At 59.6% G+C, this 14,842-nt stretch carries 14 protein-coding genes; 9 read left to right on the top strand and 5 right to left on the bottom strand.

Features of this window, described 5'->3' with window-relative positions; genetic code table 11:
- Window positions 1-5: 5 nt before the first annotated feature.
- Window positions 6-740 carry an SDR family NAD(P)-dependent oxidoreductase gene (locus IAE36_RS07445; RefSeq protein ID WP_201162544.1) on the bottom strand — a complete coding sequence of 245 codons (735 nt, stop codon included), beginning with the start codon at window positions 738-740 and terminating at the stop codon, window positions 6-8.
- A gap of 186 nt (window positions 741-926) precedes the next feature.
- Between IAE36_RS07445 and IAE36_RS07450 the strand changes: the two genes are divergently transcribed.
- The 5 genes from IAE36_RS07450 (at window position 927) to cfaB (ending at window position 7,931) form a co-directional block, all read left to right on the top strand.
- A complete protein-coding gene (locus tag IAE36_RS07450) occupies window positions 927-1,958 on the top strand; it encodes an ABC transporter substrate-binding protein (RefSeq protein WP_028632823.1) in 1,032 nt (343 codons plus the stop codon).
- Window positions 1,959-1,961: 3 nt separating this feature from the next.
- Window positions 1,962-3,083 (top strand): phosphotransferase, encoded by a 1,122-nt coding sequence (locus IAE36_RS07455; protein WP_328822855.1) that lies wholly within the window; start codon window positions 1,962-1,964, stop codon window positions 3,081-3,083.
- Complete coding sequence (locus IAE36_RS07460) at window positions 3,080-4,399, top strand: aspartate aminotransferase family protein (RefSeq protein ID WP_201211541.1); 1,320 nt, start codon at window positions 3,080-3,082, stop codon at window positions 4,397-4,399. Before IAE36_RS07455 ends, IAE36_RS07460 begins: the two co-directional genes overlap by 4 nt.
- A gap of 175 nt (window positions 4,400-4,574) precedes the next feature.
- Window positions 4,575-6,626, top strand: a complete 2,052-nt coding sequence (locus IAE36_RS07465) for a TonB-dependent receptor (protein WP_201211543.1) — start codon at window positions 4,575-4,577, stop codon at window positions 6,624-6,626.
- A 120-nt stretch (window positions 6,627-6,746) separates the two neighbouring features.
- On the top strand, window positions 6,747-7,931 hold the full coding sequence (gene cfaB / locus IAE36_RS07470) for a C17 cyclopropane fatty acid synthase CfaB (RefSeq protein WP_201211545.1): 1,185 nt from the start codon (window positions 6,747-6,749) through the stop codon (window positions 7,929-7,931).
- A gap of 62 nt (window positions 7,932-7,993) precedes the next feature.
- Here the strand turns inward: cfaB and cls are convergent, their stop codons facing one another.
- Entirely contained in the window at window positions 7,994-9,433 is a 1,440-nt protein-coding gene (gene cls, locus IAE36_RS07475) for a cardiolipin synthase (protein ID WP_201211547.1), read from the bottom strand.
- A gap of 130 nt (window positions 9,434-9,563) precedes the next feature.
- Between cls and IAE36_RS07480 the strand changes: the two genes are divergently transcribed.
- Complete coding sequence (locus IAE36_RS07480; protein ID WP_201211549.1) at window positions 9,564-10,091, top strand: DUF3617 domain-containing protein; 528 nt, start codon at window positions 9,564-9,566, stop codon at window positions 10,089-10,091.
- Here IAE36_RS07480 and folE2 read toward each other — a convergent pair.
- Together folE2 and IAE36_RS07490 are read right to left on the bottom strand one after the other, a co-directional pair.
- Complete coding sequence (folE2, locus tag IAE36_RS07485) at window positions 10,075-10,980, bottom strand: GTP cyclohydrolase FolE2 (protein WP_201211551.1); 906 nt, start codon at window positions 10,978-10,980, stop codon at window positions 10,075-10,077. The genes IAE36_RS07480 and folE2 overlap by 17 nt on opposite strands.
- 24 nt (window positions 10,981-11,004) lie before the next feature.
- A complete protein-coding gene (locus tag IAE36_RS07490) occupies window positions 11,005-11,385 on the bottom strand; it encodes a glutamine synthetase (RefSeq protein ID WP_201211553.1) in 381 nt (126 codons plus the stop codon).
- A gap of 113 nt (window positions 11,386-11,498) precedes the next feature.
- Between IAE36_RS07490 and zigA the strand changes: the two genes are divergently transcribed.
- The 3 genes from zigA to IAE36_RS07505 are packed head-to-tail and all read left to right on the top strand — an operon-like array spanning window position 11,499 to window position 14,342.
- Window positions 11,499-12,707 (top strand): zinc metallochaperone GTPase ZigA, encoded by a 1,209-nt coding sequence (gene zigA, locus IAE36_RS07495; RefSeq protein ID WP_201211555.1) that lies wholly within the window; start codon window positions 11,499-11,501, stop codon window positions 12,705-12,707.
- Window positions 12,704-13,330, top strand: coding sequence for a DUF1826 domain-containing protein (locus tag IAE36_RS07500; protein WP_201211556.1), 627 nt, complete (start codon window positions 12,704-12,706; stop codon window positions 13,328-13,330). The genes zigA and IAE36_RS07500 overlap by 4 nt, the downstream gene beginning before the upstream one ends.
- 40 nt (window positions 13,331-13,370) lie before the next feature.
- Entirely contained in the window at window positions 13,371-14,342 is a 972-nt protein-coding gene (locus IAE36_RS07505) for a CobW family GTP-binding protein (RefSeq protein ID WP_201211558.1), read from the top strand.
- On the opposite strand, the gene IAE36_RS07510 is transcribed toward IAE36_RS07505, so the two are convergent.
- A complete protein-coding gene (locus IAE36_RS07510; protein ID WP_028632835.1) occupies window positions 14,343-14,735 on the bottom strand; it encodes a DUF3301 domain-containing protein in 393 nt (130 codons plus the stop codon).
- Window positions 14,736-14,842 lie beyond the last annotated feature (107 nt).

Genomic DNA, 14,842 nt, shown 5'->3' on the forward strand with positions numbered 1-14,842 from the left:
ATAACTCAAACATGTTGCCCACCATTCACATGTATTTCTGCACCGTTCACGTAAGACGCCCCGTGGGTACACAGGAAATGCACCAGCGCTGCGACTTCCTCCGGTTTACCCATGCGCTTCATCGGGATCGAACGCTCAACGATCAGCTCGGTGCCTGCAGACAGGATCGACGTGTCGATTTCACCGGGTGCAATGGCGTTGACCCTTACGCCGTGCTGGCCGAAATCATGGGCCATTTCCCGGGTGAGTGCAGACAGCGCCGCCTTGGAACAGGCATAGGCAACGCCTGCAAAGGGGTGTACCCGGGAGCCTGCGATGGAGGTGACGTTGATGACCGAGCCCTTTGCAGCCTTCAGTTCCTCGAACAGCCCGCGGGCGAGCAGGGCGGTGGAGAACAGGTTGACGTTGAACACGTTCAGCCAGGTGGTGTAGTCGGACTCCAGCACACCCAGGCGCTCGCCGTGCTCGCCCTTGGGTGAAATGCCGGCGTTGTTCACCAACGCGTCCAGGCGGCCACCCAGCTTTTCGCGGATCTCCGGCAGCCTTGCCTGCACGTCCTCGATGTTGCCCAGGTCGAGGTGAATGTGGTTGGCGAGGCCTTCAGCCCATGGGCAGCCTTCGCCAAGGTCCTGGCGAGAGGCGGTGAAGACTCGCCAGCCAGCCGCATTGAAGTGCTTAACCGTCGCGTGGCCGATGCCGCGGCTGGCGCCGGTGAGCAACAAGGTGCGTGGTTCGGTCATGGTGGCGTCCTTTCGGTAATGAGTGGGAAGAGCATAGCGTAAAAATATGATGCATCATATTTTGATTGTGGTTAAATGACTCGCCCTCCACTGGGAGGCGCACTGCCTGATCTGTTTGCTGCCACTACAAAAAAACTGCCATCCCTTGAAGCTGCCCACGACCTCGTAGCTCACCTGGAGAGACGCATGAACAAGAAAATCGCAGCGGTACTGATACTTGGAACACTCGCAGGCCCCCTCAGCGCCGCTGAGAGGCTGACCGTTGTGTCCTTTGGCGGGAACAACCGCCAGGCCCAGGAAAAGGCCTTCTACCAACCCTTCACCGCACAGTACGCCACCCCCATTACGGCAGATGACTACAACGGCGAAATGGCCAAGATCAAAGTCATGGCCGATACCGGCAAAACCAGCTGGGATGTGGTGGAAGTGGAGTCGCCCGAGCTGATTCGCGGATGCAGTGAAGGCCTGTTCGAGCCTTTGGATTGGGGGCGGATCGGCAAGAAAGAAGACTTCATCCCCGCTGCGGTAAGCGATTGTGGGGTCGGTATTTTCATCTGGTCGACTGTCCTCACATTCGACCCCAAAAAAGTCGCCTCGGCGCCCCAAGGCTGGGCTGACTTCTGGGATGTGAAGAAGTACCCGGGCAAGCGGGGCCTGCGCCGGGGTGCCAAGTTCACCCTGGAATTCGCCCTGATTGCCGATGGGGTCCCCCTGAAGGACCTGTACCAGGTGCTGGGAACCGAAGCCGGTGTGCAGCGCGCGTTCAAGAAGCTGGACCAGATAAAGCCCAATATCCAGTGGTGGGATTCCGGTGCACAGCCTCTGCAATGGTTGGTATCCGGTGATGTGGTAATGACGTCGGCCTACAACGGCCGGGTGACGTCGGCCCAGGACGAGGGCCAGTCATTTGCCATGCAGTGGAACGGCAGCCTGTACGACCTGGACCACTGGGCAATTGTGAAAGGCAGCCCGAAAAAAGCCCTGGCAGAAACGTTCATTGCCTTTGCAAGCGAACCTGTGCAACAGAAGCATTTCGTCGAAGCCATTCCCTACGGGCCAAGCAACAGGCATGCGGTAGAGCTGGTAGACAGAAAAGTCGGCGACAAATTGCCAACCGCGCCAGACAACCTCAAGAACGCCCGGGCTACGGATGCCGAGTTCTGGATCGACCATGGCGAAGACCTGGAAGAGCGCTTCAACGCCTGGGTCAACAAGTAATGCATGATGGCGCCTGCGGGGCGGGCGCCGGTTTCGCGCCAGATAAGGGGTAGGGTTATGCCGCTCGAAAATTTCGCAATCGATGACAGCTTGCTGGAAGTCGCCCCGGCGCACGTCAGTGATGCCCAGGCGGGCGAGGTGCTGCATCGGCACTTCGGCTTAAGCGGCACGCTCGAAAAACTTGGCGGTGAAAGAGACCTGAATTTTCGGGTGCTACTGCCTGACGGGGCATCCCGCTTGCTGAAGCTTTCCCATCCGCTGGAAAACCCTGACGTTGTCGATTTTCATAATCAGGCAATGCGCTGCATCGCCTTGCGTGACCCTGCCTTGCCTGTGCAGCGCGTACACACCTCACTGGCCGGGGAGCACTTCGTGCGCGTCGAAGCCAACGGTCACCGCATGCTGGCCCGGCTTCTGTCATTCGTCGACGGTATGCAACTGCACCGGGTAGGCCGCACTACCCAAACGTTTCGTCGGTCGTTGGGGGCGTCTCTCGCACGCCTGGATGTTGCGCTGGAAGGTTTCGATCATCCGGCTGCCCGCCACACGTTGCTCTGGGACATGCAACATGCGGCGCACCTGCGGCCCCTGCTTGCCCATCTCGAACCGGGGCAGGGTCGCGCGCTGGTGGAGCAGAGCCTGGATCAGTTCGAAGCACGGGTGGTACCGACGATGGCTGGGCTGCGCAGGCAAGTTATCCACAACGACATGAACCCCCACAACATCATCGTGGATGCTGACAACCCGGATGTATTGCGCAACATCCTCGACTTCGGAGACATGGTCCACGCGCCCCTGATCAATGAAGTGGCTGTGGCGGCTTCGTACCATCTTGGCCACGATGGCGACGCCCTGGCGCCGGCGCTGGATGTCATCGCCGCATATCACCAGCACAACCCGCTTGCCCACGAAGAGCTGCAACTGCTGCCTGAGCTGCTGCGCACCCGGCTGGCCTCGGCCCTGTGCATAAATTCATGGCGTGCGCAGCTGCACCCGGAAAACCGCGGCTATATCCACCGTAACTCCCAGCGTGCTTGGGCGAACCTTGCATCGATCGCGGCCCTGCTGCGGGCGGAGATCGAAAACCGAATACTGGCGGCCTGCAGCCGGGAGGGCAGGGCATGAGCATGGTCAATGGCTTCACCCCAGACGATGCGGCGCGGCTCACGGAGCAGGAGCGGCGCCTTGTAGAACGTCGTGAACGCTTGCTGGGCCCTGCCTACAGGTTGTTCTACGAACGGCCGCTGCACACGGTGCGAGGCGAGGGCGTGTGGCTGTTCGATGAGCAGGGCCGTCGCTACCTGGATGCCTACAACAACGTTGCATCAATTGGGCACTGCCACCCGCGCGTGGTGGAGGCAATGCATCGCCAGGCCCAGCAGCTCAACACCCATACACGCTATTTGCAGGAGGGCATTCTCGACTACGCCGAGCAGCTGCTGGGGACCTTCCCGAGTGACTTGGACCGGGTAATGTTCACCTGTACCGGCAGTGAAGCGAACGACCTGGCACTGCGCATGGCCAGGCACTATACCGGCGGTACCGGCATCATCATCACCCAGTTTGCCTATCACGGTGTTACCGGCGATGTGGCCGAGCTGTCGCCCTCGCTGGGTCGCGGTATGGTGTTGCCCAGCCATGTGCGCACCGTCAGGGCGCCGGATGCCTACCGGCTGGGTGCTGACAACGTTTCCGCGTTGTTTGAAGCCGACATAAAGGCAGCCATCCAGGACATGCAAGCACACGGCATACGCCCTGCCGCCATCGTGATGGATGGCATTTTCTCCAGTGACGGTGTACTGGTTGGGCCCGCGGGCTTCATGGCCGCGGGCATTGCAGCGGCCCAGGCCGAAGGCTTGCTGTATATCGCCGACGAAGTTCAGCCAGGCTTCGCTCGCACCGGGTTGAACATGTGGGGCTTCATGCGTCATGGCGTACAGCCGGATATGGTCACGTTGGGCAAGCCAATGGGCAACGGGCAACCCATTGCTGGCCTGGTGGGGCGCAGTGAGGTGGTCGATTGCTTTGGCAGGCACATGCGCTATTTCAACACCTTTGGGGGCAACCCGGTGTCGTGCGCGGCGGGTAAGGCGGTGCTGGATGTTATTCAGGAGCAGAACCTGCAGCAGCAGTCGCACGCTATTGGCGGCTACCTGCTTGAGGGGTTGTCCCGGCTTGCGCAGCGGCATGCGTGCATGGGCGACGTGCGCGGCGCGGGGATGTTCCTGGGTGTCGAGTTGGTGACCGACCGCGTTACCCGGCAGCCGGCAGCCGAGCAGGCTCGGAAGGTGGTTAACAGCATGCGGGAAAAGGGTGTGCTGATCAGTGCCTCAGGGCCACTGGAAAACGTGCTCAAGATCAGACCGCTGCTGACCTATACCCAAGAACATGCAGACATGTTGATTGAGGCGGTGGACACGGCCATGGCGGATATCGGCTGACGTTAACTGCTTTGAACTGATGAAGAGAGCATTCTGGGAGCCCCTTACGGGGCGCATGTGCTCGGCCAATATCAGGCTCATTACAGTCATTAGTAGTTATGATATAACGTTTGCCGATTAAGCAGGCCCAGACCTGCGCCGCCCACACTTTCATCTTTGCAGCCCAGGAGCTCCCATGCGATTCACCCCGGCCTCCCTCGCCATGTTTACGGTGATGTTCTCCCCTGAACTGTTCGCCGACCAGACCGGCAACTCGACCATCACCCTTGGCGAGGTGAACATCACCCAAAATGCGGGGGTGGCGCTGAGCACCGAACATGTACTCACCTCGGTGGATGTGCTGGGTGGCGACCAGGTGCAGGAAAAGAACGTCATGAACAGCTGGCAGTTGCTGGGCCAGATGCCCGGTATTCAGCTTACGGAAACGGGGCAGGGCGCCGAGTCTGGCAAGGTCACGTTCCGTGCATTCAATGGCGAGGGCTACATCAACGGCATCAAGACCCTCATCGACGGCATTCCCAGCAACGTGAACAGCGGCAACCAGCGCTTCATCGACATGATCTTCCCGCTGGATATCGACTACATCGAAGTGGTGCGCGGTACCAACGACCCGCGTTATGGCCTGCACAACATTGCCGGCAACATCAACTTCGCCACCCGCCAGGGTGGCAACTACGTTGATAGCCGGGTTACCTACGGCAGCTTCGACACCCGCGAAATACAGCTGGCGGTCGGGCACGAAGAAGGCAACGTTGCCCAGAACTACATACTCGCCAAGCAAGACAGTGACGGTTACCGCGACCACAGCCAGTCCAACAAGTACGCACTGGGCGGTAAGTGGTTCGTCAGCAATGATGAACAGAACTTCCGCATTGGGCTGATTGCACGGCTGTACCATCACCAGGCTGAAGAGCCGGGTTTTCTGACCCGCGAACAGATGCACGCCAGCCGTACCCAGTCGCCCGAAAAAAATGCCAACGATGGCGATGACCGGGATATGAAGCACCTCAGCCTGCACGCCGACTGGCAGATCAACGACGACCTCAACCTGAGCAGCAAGCTGTACTTCAACAGCTACAACGACGACCGCACCATCACCTTTACAGACTATCGGCCAGGCAATGCGCCGCGACAGCGCCGGCAGTGGGATGAGCAGCAAACCGGGGTGCTCAACAACCTCACCTGGCGCATCAACGACCTGCTCACCCTCGATGGCGGCATCAATTACGAAGAGCAGGACAACACTTATAGGCGCCTGCGCTACAGCTTCGGTATCCCTACCGATTTCGATGTGAAGCCGGCCCGGGTGCAGAATGACGACAGCTACACCCTGCGCAACATCGGCGGCTATGTGCAGGCTGTGATCCAGCCCACCGAGTCACTGAAGATCATCCCGGCCATGCGGGTGGACAAGTTCTCTGGCAACACCGAGCTGCTCGGGGGCGTCAAAGCGCCGCTGCAGGACTACGGCTGGATTCGCCAACCCAAGCTCAGCGTGATCTATAGCCTTACCCCCGATATCGACCTGTACGCCAACTGGGGGCGCACCTTCCAGATTCTGACGGGCTCTACCCCGCCCGCTTACATGACGCCAGGCCAGGCTTCTTACGACCCTTCGATCAACACCGGCAAGGAAGTCGGTATCAAGTTCCGCCCCTTCGAGGGCGCCCAGGCCCGGGTTGCACTTTGGCAACAGGATGCCACCGACGAAGTGGCCAACATGCCGAGTACGGGCACTACCGTAGGGTTGGGTGAAACGCGCCGGCGGGGTGTAGACATGCAGATCACCGCGCAACTGGATGAACAGTGGACGGTCTGGGCTTCTCACGCCATTCAGGAGGCCAAGGTAGTGAAGGCCTACGCTGCGTCCGGCCAGTCGCTGTCTGGCAAGGACGTGTTCTCTACCCCCCGGTACATCAGCAATGTGGGCGTGGACTACCGCTATAACGATGACTGGAAGTTCGGCGTGCAAGGGCGGGCCCAGGGCAGCTACTACATCGATGAGCTGAACGAGCAGGGCAAATACGGTGGCTTCGTGGTTGCAGATGCCAGCGTCAGCTATCGCATAACGCCTGCCACCAGCGTCGATCTGCAGGTGAAAAACCTGTTTGACCGCCAGTACGAGTATGTCTGGTACGACAATTTCTTCTGGGGCGGTGATGATCAGGCCATGTTCTCCCCTGCACCGGGCCGCTCTGCATTCGTGTCGCTCAACATGAAGCTTTAGGCGCCAGTGCTTACCTACGCCCTACGTTTAACAGAAACTTCCTGCCAATGAACTACGCTATGCCGGTGGCTTTCGAAATGACATGGGTCTTCCCCTGCACAGGGGACGGGAGGGTGCTTCATGTTTGCTCAACTTCCACCGGCATTGCAGCATCTGCATCTGCCACTGCGCCTCAAGCTGTGGGACGGCAACTACTTTGACCTTGGGCCCAGCCCTCAGGTGACTATCCTGGTCAAGGAGCCACAGCTGATTACCCAGCTGACGCATCCGAGCATGAATGAGCTGGGTACTGCCTTCGTCGAGGGCAAGCTCGAACTGGAAGGCGACATTGCCGAAGCCATCCGGGTGTGTGACGAGCTCAGTGAAGCCTTACTGGGTGGTGAGGATGAGCATATTCCCCAGCGGCTGGCCCACGACAAGGACACCGACGCCGAGGCGATTTCCTACCACTACGATGTATCCAACGCGTTCTACGCGCTGTGGCTGGACCCGGACATGGTGTATTCCTGTGCCTATTTCCGTGAGCCGGACAACACGTTGCAGCAAGCCCAGCAGGACAAGTTCGACCATATCTGCCGCAAGCTGCGCCTGGGTGCAGGTGACTATCTGCTGGATGTCGGCTGCGGCTGGGGTGGCCTGGCCCGCTTCGCGGCGCGGGAGTACGGCGCCAAGGTGTTTGGCATAACCTTGAGCAAAGAGCAGCTAAAACTTGGGCGGCAGCGCGTTGAGGATGAGGGCCTGGGCGACCAGGTCGACCTGCAGATTCTGGACTACCGGGATTTACCCCAGGACGGTCGCTTCGACAAGGTCGTGAGTGTGGGCATGTTCGAGCACGTGGGGCACGCCAACTTGCCGTTGTATTCCCAGACGCTGTTCAATGCGGTACGTGAAGGCGGCCTGGTAATGAACCACGGCATCACGGCCAAGCATGTGGATGGTCGGCCTGTAGGGCGGGGGGCGGGTGAGTTCATCGACCGCTACGTATTCCCCCATGGGGAGCTGCCGCACTTGTCGATGATTACGGCCAGCGTGTGCGAAGCGGGGCTTGAGGTGGTGGATGTCGAGAGCTTGCGCATGCACTACGCCAAGACCTTGCACCACTGGAGCGAGAACCTGGAAAACCAGCTGCACAATGCCGCTGCGTTGGTCCCGGAAAAAACCCTGCGTATCTGGCGGCTGTACCTGGCAGGTTGTGCCTATGCCTTCGAAAAGGGCTGGATCAACCTGCACCAGATACTGGCAGTGAAGCCCTACGCTGATGGGCACCACGACCTGCCCTGGACCCGCGAACACCTGTATCGCTGACCGCAGCCCAAACCGGGCGACCCCTGCCGAAATGGCAGGGTCGCCCTGGTTGTGTATGGCGCTTACAGAACGGGTGAAATCAGGCGCGCAATGCGCATGCCCAATTGCTGCACCCGGTGAGTGGTCTGGCTGTCTTCGGCGGTTATCTCCCGTGCTTGTGCAAAGTCGTCATTGAGCATTTGCTCGACCTTGTCGGCGAAGTCACGGTCCACGGTCAGCAAGGTAATTTCAAAATTGAGGCGGAACGAACGGTTGTCCAGGTTGGCGCTGCCTATCGCGCTGATCTCGTCATCCACCAGCACCACTTTCTGATGCAGAAACCCCGGCTGATAACGGAACATGCGCACACCCGCGCGCACTGCTTCGAACGCGAACAGGCTGGAGGCCGCGTAGACCACACGGTGGTCCGGGCGGGACGGGATCAGTACCCGCACGTCCACACCCCGCAACACCGCCAGGCGCAGCGCGGCGAATACCGCCTCGTCGGGTACGAAGTAGGGGCTGGTGATCCAGACCCGCCGGGTGGCGGAGTGGATCGCTTCCAGAAAGAACAGCGCGCAGGTCTCCTGCGAATCGGCCGGGCCGCTGGCAAGGGCCTGGCAGAGCACGCCGTTATCCGGGTAGGTATCCAGCAGAATCAACGGCGGTAGCTGGCGGGTGGCCCAGTACCAGTCTTCGGCAAAGGATTCCTGCAGGCAGGCCAGCACGGGCCCGCTGATGCGTACGTGCGTATCCCGCCAGGGTGACAGCTTGGGGTCGGCCCCCAGGTATTCGTCACCGACGTTGTGCCCGCCGATGAAGCCCACCACGCCGTCCACCACGACGATCTTGCGATGGTTGCGGAAGTTGACCTGCAAGCGGTTGAACCAGCCTCGACGTGTGGCGAAGGCATGGATCTGTACACCACCTTCGCGCAACCGCTGGCTGTAACTCGCCGGCAATGCGTGGCTGCCTACCCGGTCGTACAGCACGAACACCTTCACGCCATCGGCAGCCTTGCGCAGCAACAGCGCTTGCAACGCTTTACCCAAGGCGTCGTTGTGGATGATGAAGAACTGTACCAGCACGACTTCCTTGGCGTTCTCGATGGCTTCGAAGATCGCATCGAAGGTTTGCTTGCCATCAATCAGCAACTCCACCTGGTTATTGGCCAGGCATGGCATGCGGCTGAGCTTGGGCATCGCCCTTAGCGCGGCGTAGCTGGCCGAGGCGCGGGCAGCCAGCGCTTCTTCAACCCACGGTCGCCAGTTCAGGCTGGCCATTGCCACATGCATCTCCTGATTGGCCTGGCGCCTGGCCTTGATGTAGGCGTAGAACGAGCGGGCACCGAATATCAGGTAAGGGATCAACGTGAAGTACGGGATGAAAAACAGCGGCATCGCCCAGGCGATCGCACCTTGGGCAGTGCGCACGGTAAACAGCGCGTGCAGTGCGGCGACGACCCCCAACAGGTGAACAACACCCAAGAGGTAACCGAAGAAGTAGGGGCTGTGGTAATCCATATGCATCCTGCTTATTGAATACACCTTAGGTAACAGAACACGTTCCGGGTTCGCCTGCAACAACCGCTTATTTTTAGCGTCTAAGCGGGATATTGTCCGGGTCGTCCGGCTTTTTCAGGAGCGTTTGTCCATGAAGATTCGTCTGCCGCTGTTGGCGTTGGCCCTTGGTTTGAGCAGTGCCGGTGCGCAGGCCCAGATGCTGCAACCGGGTTTGTGGGAGTTGACCACCAGCAACATGCAGGTGGACGGTAAACCGCTACCCGATATGGAATTCATGCTCAGCCAGTTGAAGAACCTGCCACCCGAGCAACGGGCAATGATGGAAGGTGTGTTGGCCAAACAGGGCGTTACCGTGGGTGGTAAAGGGGTGCGTTCTTGCCTGACCCCGCAGCAGGTGGCAACCAACGACATCCCCTTGCAGGACCCCAAGTCCGGCTGCACGCAGAAAATTACTGACCGCACGGGCAACGTCTGGAAGTTTCAGTTCAGCTGCCCCAAAGCCCAGGGCAGCGGTCAGGCCACGTTCCTCAGTGACAGGGAATTCACCACGCAGGTGAACGGTACCTTTAATGCCTCTGGGGTGCAGCAGCAGGGCAGCATGAATACCCGCGCTGTATGGCTGGGCAACGATTGCGGCACGGTCAAGCCTCGCACCTGAACTCCCAGCCCCACTGGCTTGTCGCCACAGCGTCGTGGGCATGCAGGCTTTCTGCATGCTCCACGCGTACCTTGAACGCACTGCTCCACGGCGCCTGCTTCAATGTTTCATGCAGCCTTCGTGCGGCGTCTTCGCAGAACATCAGGTTTTGGCCATTGGCCAGTGCGAAGGCTTGCTCATCAGCACGTTTTACCGCTGTTTGCACGGCAGTACCCAGGCTGGTCTCCACCTGATCGATCAGTTCAGTAATGGGTAACGTCGCCTGGTTACTCCGCAGCCTGACTTGAATCTTGGCCAGGCTTCTTTGGCTATGGGGGGTTGCAACGATGCCCTCTGCCGTGCCCAGCCACCTCAGTACCGCTTCCCGGTCCACGTGCTCAGCCGTGAATGTGGCTTGGAACTGCTGCTGGATGAGTTGTCTGGCCAACGCCGCCGAGCATGGGCAGGTGGACGAGTAGGGAACTGACACGGATAGTTCCACGTGGAACATTTCGTTTTCGATACGCGCATTCACCTCTACTTCGTAGCTCTTCCAGCCAGCCAGCGGGCTAACCAGTGCAGATCTTTTCAGCAAATGCTCGAAGCGTAGGCGGATGTAACTCGCGGATGAAAGCCCCTCATGGCTCGTGAGGAAATCGGCCAGTAGCCGTCGTAGGGCGACGGGCGTCAACGGCACTTGCTCCAGAGATTCCAGCGCCAGGTAAAGCCGCGACATGTGAATGCCTCTGGAGCTGCCATCCACCAGGCTTACTCCCGCGTCGATCTTTGCAGCTGCCGTACGCCCTTCGAAGGCGATGGGCAAAGCGATACCGCACATGCCTACCCAATCCAACGGCTGGGAGTGGTCCAGGTTCTGTGCGGCGATATCGGGTAGCTTCAGCTGAGTCATTGGGTATTCCAGAAAGTAGTGTTTTCAGCGGCATCCGCCGATCAGGCTGCAGTGCAGGTTGAAACGCTGGCCGCTTGAGCTGGATACCCTGTTCAACGTGGTCCAGCCCACCCTGCGGCTGTATCCAACCCAAGCTTCCCCATTGCTTGCCAGGCCTGTGAAGAAAGTCAGGCTGCCGTAACGGCTATTGGTCTGTGCCCATAGGCGCCTGCTCTGCGCGTCGTAGCCACGTAAATAAAACGTGCTGCCCTCTGTTCGAACGCTGTAGTAGCCGCCGGCGCGGTCCTGGCAGGCCAGCAGCGTGGCGCTGCGTGTGCAAAGTGCGAGTGTAGGGCTGGGAGGCATCGCCAACGCGCTGCAGGGCAAGGCGAGCATCAGCAGCATGAGGATGCGTTGCACGTTCATCTGGGGCACTGGCGAGCTCTCGTTTGTCAGGAACAGCTTGGCGAAATTGTATTGTTACTTTATAACATTGTGCAATGCATCGTTTCGAATGCTTCTGCCTGTAGAGGTTTGCCATGTCTGATCGCCTTCCCGTCACCGTGCTCTCCGGCTTTTTGGGGGCCGGCAAGAGCACGTTGCTTAACCATGTACTGCGTAACCGCGACAATCTTCGGGTGGCGGTCATCGTCAACGACATGAGTGAAATCAACATTGATGCCAGCGAGGTGCAGCGCAACGTCAGCTTGAACCGTGCCGAAGAAAAACTGGTGGAAATGAGCAACGGTTGTATCTGCTGCACATTGCGCGAAGACCTGCTGGAGGAGGTTGCGCGGCTGGCTGAAGAAGGCCGCTTCGATTACCTGCTTATCGAGTCGACCGGTATTTCAGAGCCGCTACCCGTTGCAGAAACCTTCACCTTCCGGGACGAGCAGGGGCGCAGCCTGTCAGACCTGGCGCGGCTGGACACCATGGTCACCGTTGTCGATGGCCTGAATTTCATGGGTGATTATCAAGCTGCCGATAGCCTGGCCAGCCGTGGCGAAACATTAGGCGAGGAAGACGAGCGCTCGATTACCGACCTGCTCATCGAGCAGGTGGAGTTTGCCGACGTATTGTTGCTGAGCAAGATCGACCTGATCAGCCAGGCAGAACGGGAAGAACTCATCGCGATTCTGCGTAGCCTCAACGCCCGGGCGCAGATTGTGCCTATGGTCATGGGCCAAGTCCCATTGGCCAGGATTCTCGACACCGGCCTGTTCGATTTTGACGAGGCAGCCCAGGCGCCGGGCTGGCTGCAGGAACTGCGCGGCGAGCACGTGCCTGAAACCGAGGAATACGGCATCGCCGCCAGCACATGGCAGGCACGGCGCCCGCTTCATCCACAGCGCTTCTTCGACTTTATCCACACCCCTTGGACCAATGGGCGCCTATTGCGCTCGAAAGGCTTCTTCTGGCTGGCCAGCAAGTATCAGGAGGCTGGTAGCTGGTCCCAGGCGGGCGGCATGATGCGTCATGGCTTGGCAGGGAGATGGTGGCGATTCGTACCGAAGGATGAGTGGCCGGAGGATGTGGATAACACCGCTGCCATTCTCAAGCACTGGACGCCTGACACCGGCGACTGCCGGCAAGAGCTGGTGTTTATAGGGCAAAACATCGATTTCGATGAATTATCCACAGCGCTGGATGCTTGCTTGCTCACCGATGAGGAGATGGAACTCGGCCCGATGGGCTGGCTGCGGCTGGATGACCCGTTTGGACCATGGCTAGAGCAGGCCGCCGCATGAATCAGGCCCTTCAGCTTGTGGATATCCGCCAGGCATTCGGCGATTCTCCTCAGATACTGGCGGATGTGCTGCAGGACGGTGTGAACATGTCTGTGTGGCGCAGGCATCTGCCGCCGCAGTTGGAGGACTTCGCCGCAGTCGTGGTGGGCCTTGGCCCATCACTGGCAGACCAGCGCGTGATCGAGGTGGATGAGCACAGGGCGCCGGTACTTGGCGACCTGTTGGCGGAGGCCGCCGACGTGGAGGGTTACGGGGCCTTCGTCGCTGACGTGACATGGTTGGTCGAGGCCTTCACCTGCCTGTTGGGCGCTCGCCGGTTAGGGCTGCGCATTCGCGTGCTTGAAGGGCCGATGTGCCCACGCTTCCATGTGGATAACGTGCCTGTGAGGCTGCTGTGTACCTACTCAGGGCCGGGGAGTGAATGGCTGGTTAATGACACCAACACACAAGAATACTTATCCACAGCTGCGGTTGATCTGCACAGCATCAAGCGTTTGCACGCGGGTGAGGTGGCATTGCTCAAAGGTGAGAAGTGGCAGGGCAATGAGGGGGCGGGGCTTGTGCACCGATCACCTGCCGGGCCACAGCGCCGCCTGCTGCTCAGCCTTGACTGGCTGGCGTGACAGCGCATAGTGGGCTACCCCAGCCAGCCATAGATCAGCCATGTTCCACGATATCCCCACCTACGTGATTGCAGGCCCCCTGGGGGCCGGCAAGACCACCCTGATCCGCCACTTGCTGGCACAACGGCCTGCGAGCGAGCGCTGGGCAGTGCTGGTGAACGAATTCGGCTTGGTGGGCCTGGACGCCGCTTTGCTGGCCCGCGACGAGGATGGCGTCGCGATAGGCGAAGTGGCTGGCGGTTGTGTGTGTTGCGTGAGTGGTGTGCCTTTCCAGGTTGGTTTGGGTCGTCTTCTGCGCAAGGCCAAGCCCGACAGGCTGTTCATCGAGCCTTCCGGGTTGGGGCACCCGTTGCAGTTGCTCGATCAGCTGAAAAACGAACCTTGGCAGAATGTGTTGACGGTGCAGCCTTTGATCATGGTGGTCGATGCCCGCTATCTGCTGGTGGATGATCTACTTTCGGATGCACAAAGGCGTGCTCTGGCAGCTTGCGAGCTACTGGTAATCAACAAGTCAGACACTGTGGATGAAAATACTAAGCTGTTGATAAATAACAAATTCTCAACAGTTAAGCTTGCTTGGGTGGAGCAGGGATGCCTGCCTCTGGCAAACCTTCCACTGCGCAATGGCGGCACAATCCAGCATTCGTCTGTGGATAACCAGATTGTCGACAATCTTCAAGGCCCGCCTTTGGTCGTCTGGGCGGATCCTACCCTGCCACTTTCCATGGCGCAGCAGGGGGAGGGCGGCTGGAGCATTGGCTGGCGCTGGCATCCGAGCCTGCAGTTTTATCCACAAGCTATCGCAACCGCGCTGGAGCGCCTGCCGTGGCGGCGAGCGAAAGGGATTATCCACAGTGCGGCTGGTTGGCAGTCTTTCAATGGGCTGGATGGCAGTGTACCTGCCTGGCAACCCAGTGCTTGGCGCACCGATAGCCGTATCGAGCTGATTTTCGATGAACCGCAACCTGAGGCGTCGCTTCAGGCCGTGTTCGCTGCGTGCCGGGTCAGCTGATCAGTTATGCCAGCGGTTATGCTGCTGGCGCCACTGCTGCATTTCGATGACGTTATCGGTGCGCGGCGGCGTCTTGATTTCGAACGGGTAGGGTGCAAGCTCTATTTGCACGCTGTGCGCGCCGAACTGGGTCACGGTCCCCGGGTGGCGCTGCTCGCCGGTCACGGTGAATTCGAACCCATAGATGCGCGCCAGCCGTTTGCGGCCCTTGGCATCGCGCACGAAGGCGATGCGCTTGAGGGCGACCGCATCGTCCAGCAACTCCAGGTCCAGCTTGGCGCAATGCTGCTTGACCCGTTCCAGGGCTTTTTCGCGCAAGCCGTGGTTGTGCCACAGCCAGGCGCCTGCGGTGGCCACCAGCATCAGCAGGAAGAGGTTCTCCAGGGTCAACATTTGCGTATGCTCCAAACAGGTAGATCCAGCTTAACTGCGTCCCTGGCCTGTCGTACAGGTGGCAATCGAGTTCATACTGCGCAGTCTTGAAACCGCTTTGGAACCCC

The organism is Pseudomonas sp. S36, from assembly GCF_016647875.1.
Lineage (GTDB): Bacteria > Pseudomonadota > Gammaproteobacteria > Pseudomonadales > Pseudomonadaceae > Aquipseudomonas > Aquipseudomonas parafulva.

Coding starts and splice junctions, on each gene's coding strand:
- IAE36_RS07445 (WP_201162544.1), bottom strand. CDS start 740: ATGACCGAACCACGCACCTTGTTGCTCACCGGCGCCAGCCGCGGCATC.
- IAE36_RS07450 (WP_028632823.1), top strand. CDS start 927: ATGAACAAGAAAATCGCAGCGGTACTGATACTTGGAACACTCGCAGGC.
- IAE36_RS07455 (WP_328822855.1), top strand. CDS start 1,962: ATGATGGCGCCTGCGGGGCGGGCGCCGGTTTCGCGCCAGATAAGGGGT.
- IAE36_RS07460 (WP_201211541.1), top strand. CDS start 3,080: ATGAGCATGGTCAATGGCTTCACCCCAGACGATGCGGCGCGGCTCACG.
- IAE36_RS07465 (WP_201211543.1), top strand. CDS start 4,575: ATGCGATTCACCCCGGCCTCCCTCGCCATGTTTACGGTGATGTTCTCC.
- cfaB (WP_201211545.1), top strand. CDS start 6,747: ATGTTTGCTCAACTTCCACCGGCATTGCAGCATCTGCATCTGCCACTG.
- cls (WP_201211547.1), bottom strand. CDS start 9,433: ATGGATTACCACAGCCCCTACTTCTTCGGTTACCTCTTGGGTGTTGTT.
- IAE36_RS07480 (WP_201211549.1), top strand. CDS start 9,564: ATGAAGATTCGTCTGCCGCTGTTGGCGTTGGCCCTTGGTTTGAGCAGT.
- folE2 (WP_201211551.1), bottom strand. CDS start 10,980: ATGACTCAGCTGAAGCTACCCGATATCGCCGCACAGAACCTGGACCAC.
- IAE36_RS07490 (WP_201211553.1), bottom strand. CDS start 11,385: ATGAACGTGCAACGCATCCTCATGCTGCTGATGCTCGCCTTGCCCTGC.
- zigA (WP_201211555.1), top strand. CDS start 11,499: ATGTCTGATCGCCTTCCCGTCACCGTGCTCTCCGGCTTTTTGGGGGCC.
- IAE36_RS07500 (WP_201211556.1), top strand. CDS start 12,704: ATGAATCAGGCCCTTCAGCTTGTGGATATCCGCCAGGCATTCGGCGAT.
- IAE36_RS07505 (WP_201211558.1), top strand. CDS start 13,371: ATGTTCCACGATATCCCCACCTACGTGATTGCAGGCCCCCTGGGGGCC.
- IAE36_RS07510 (WP_028632835.1), bottom strand. CDS start 14,735: ATGTTGACCCTGGAGAACCTCTTCCTGCTGATGCTGGTGGCCACCGCA.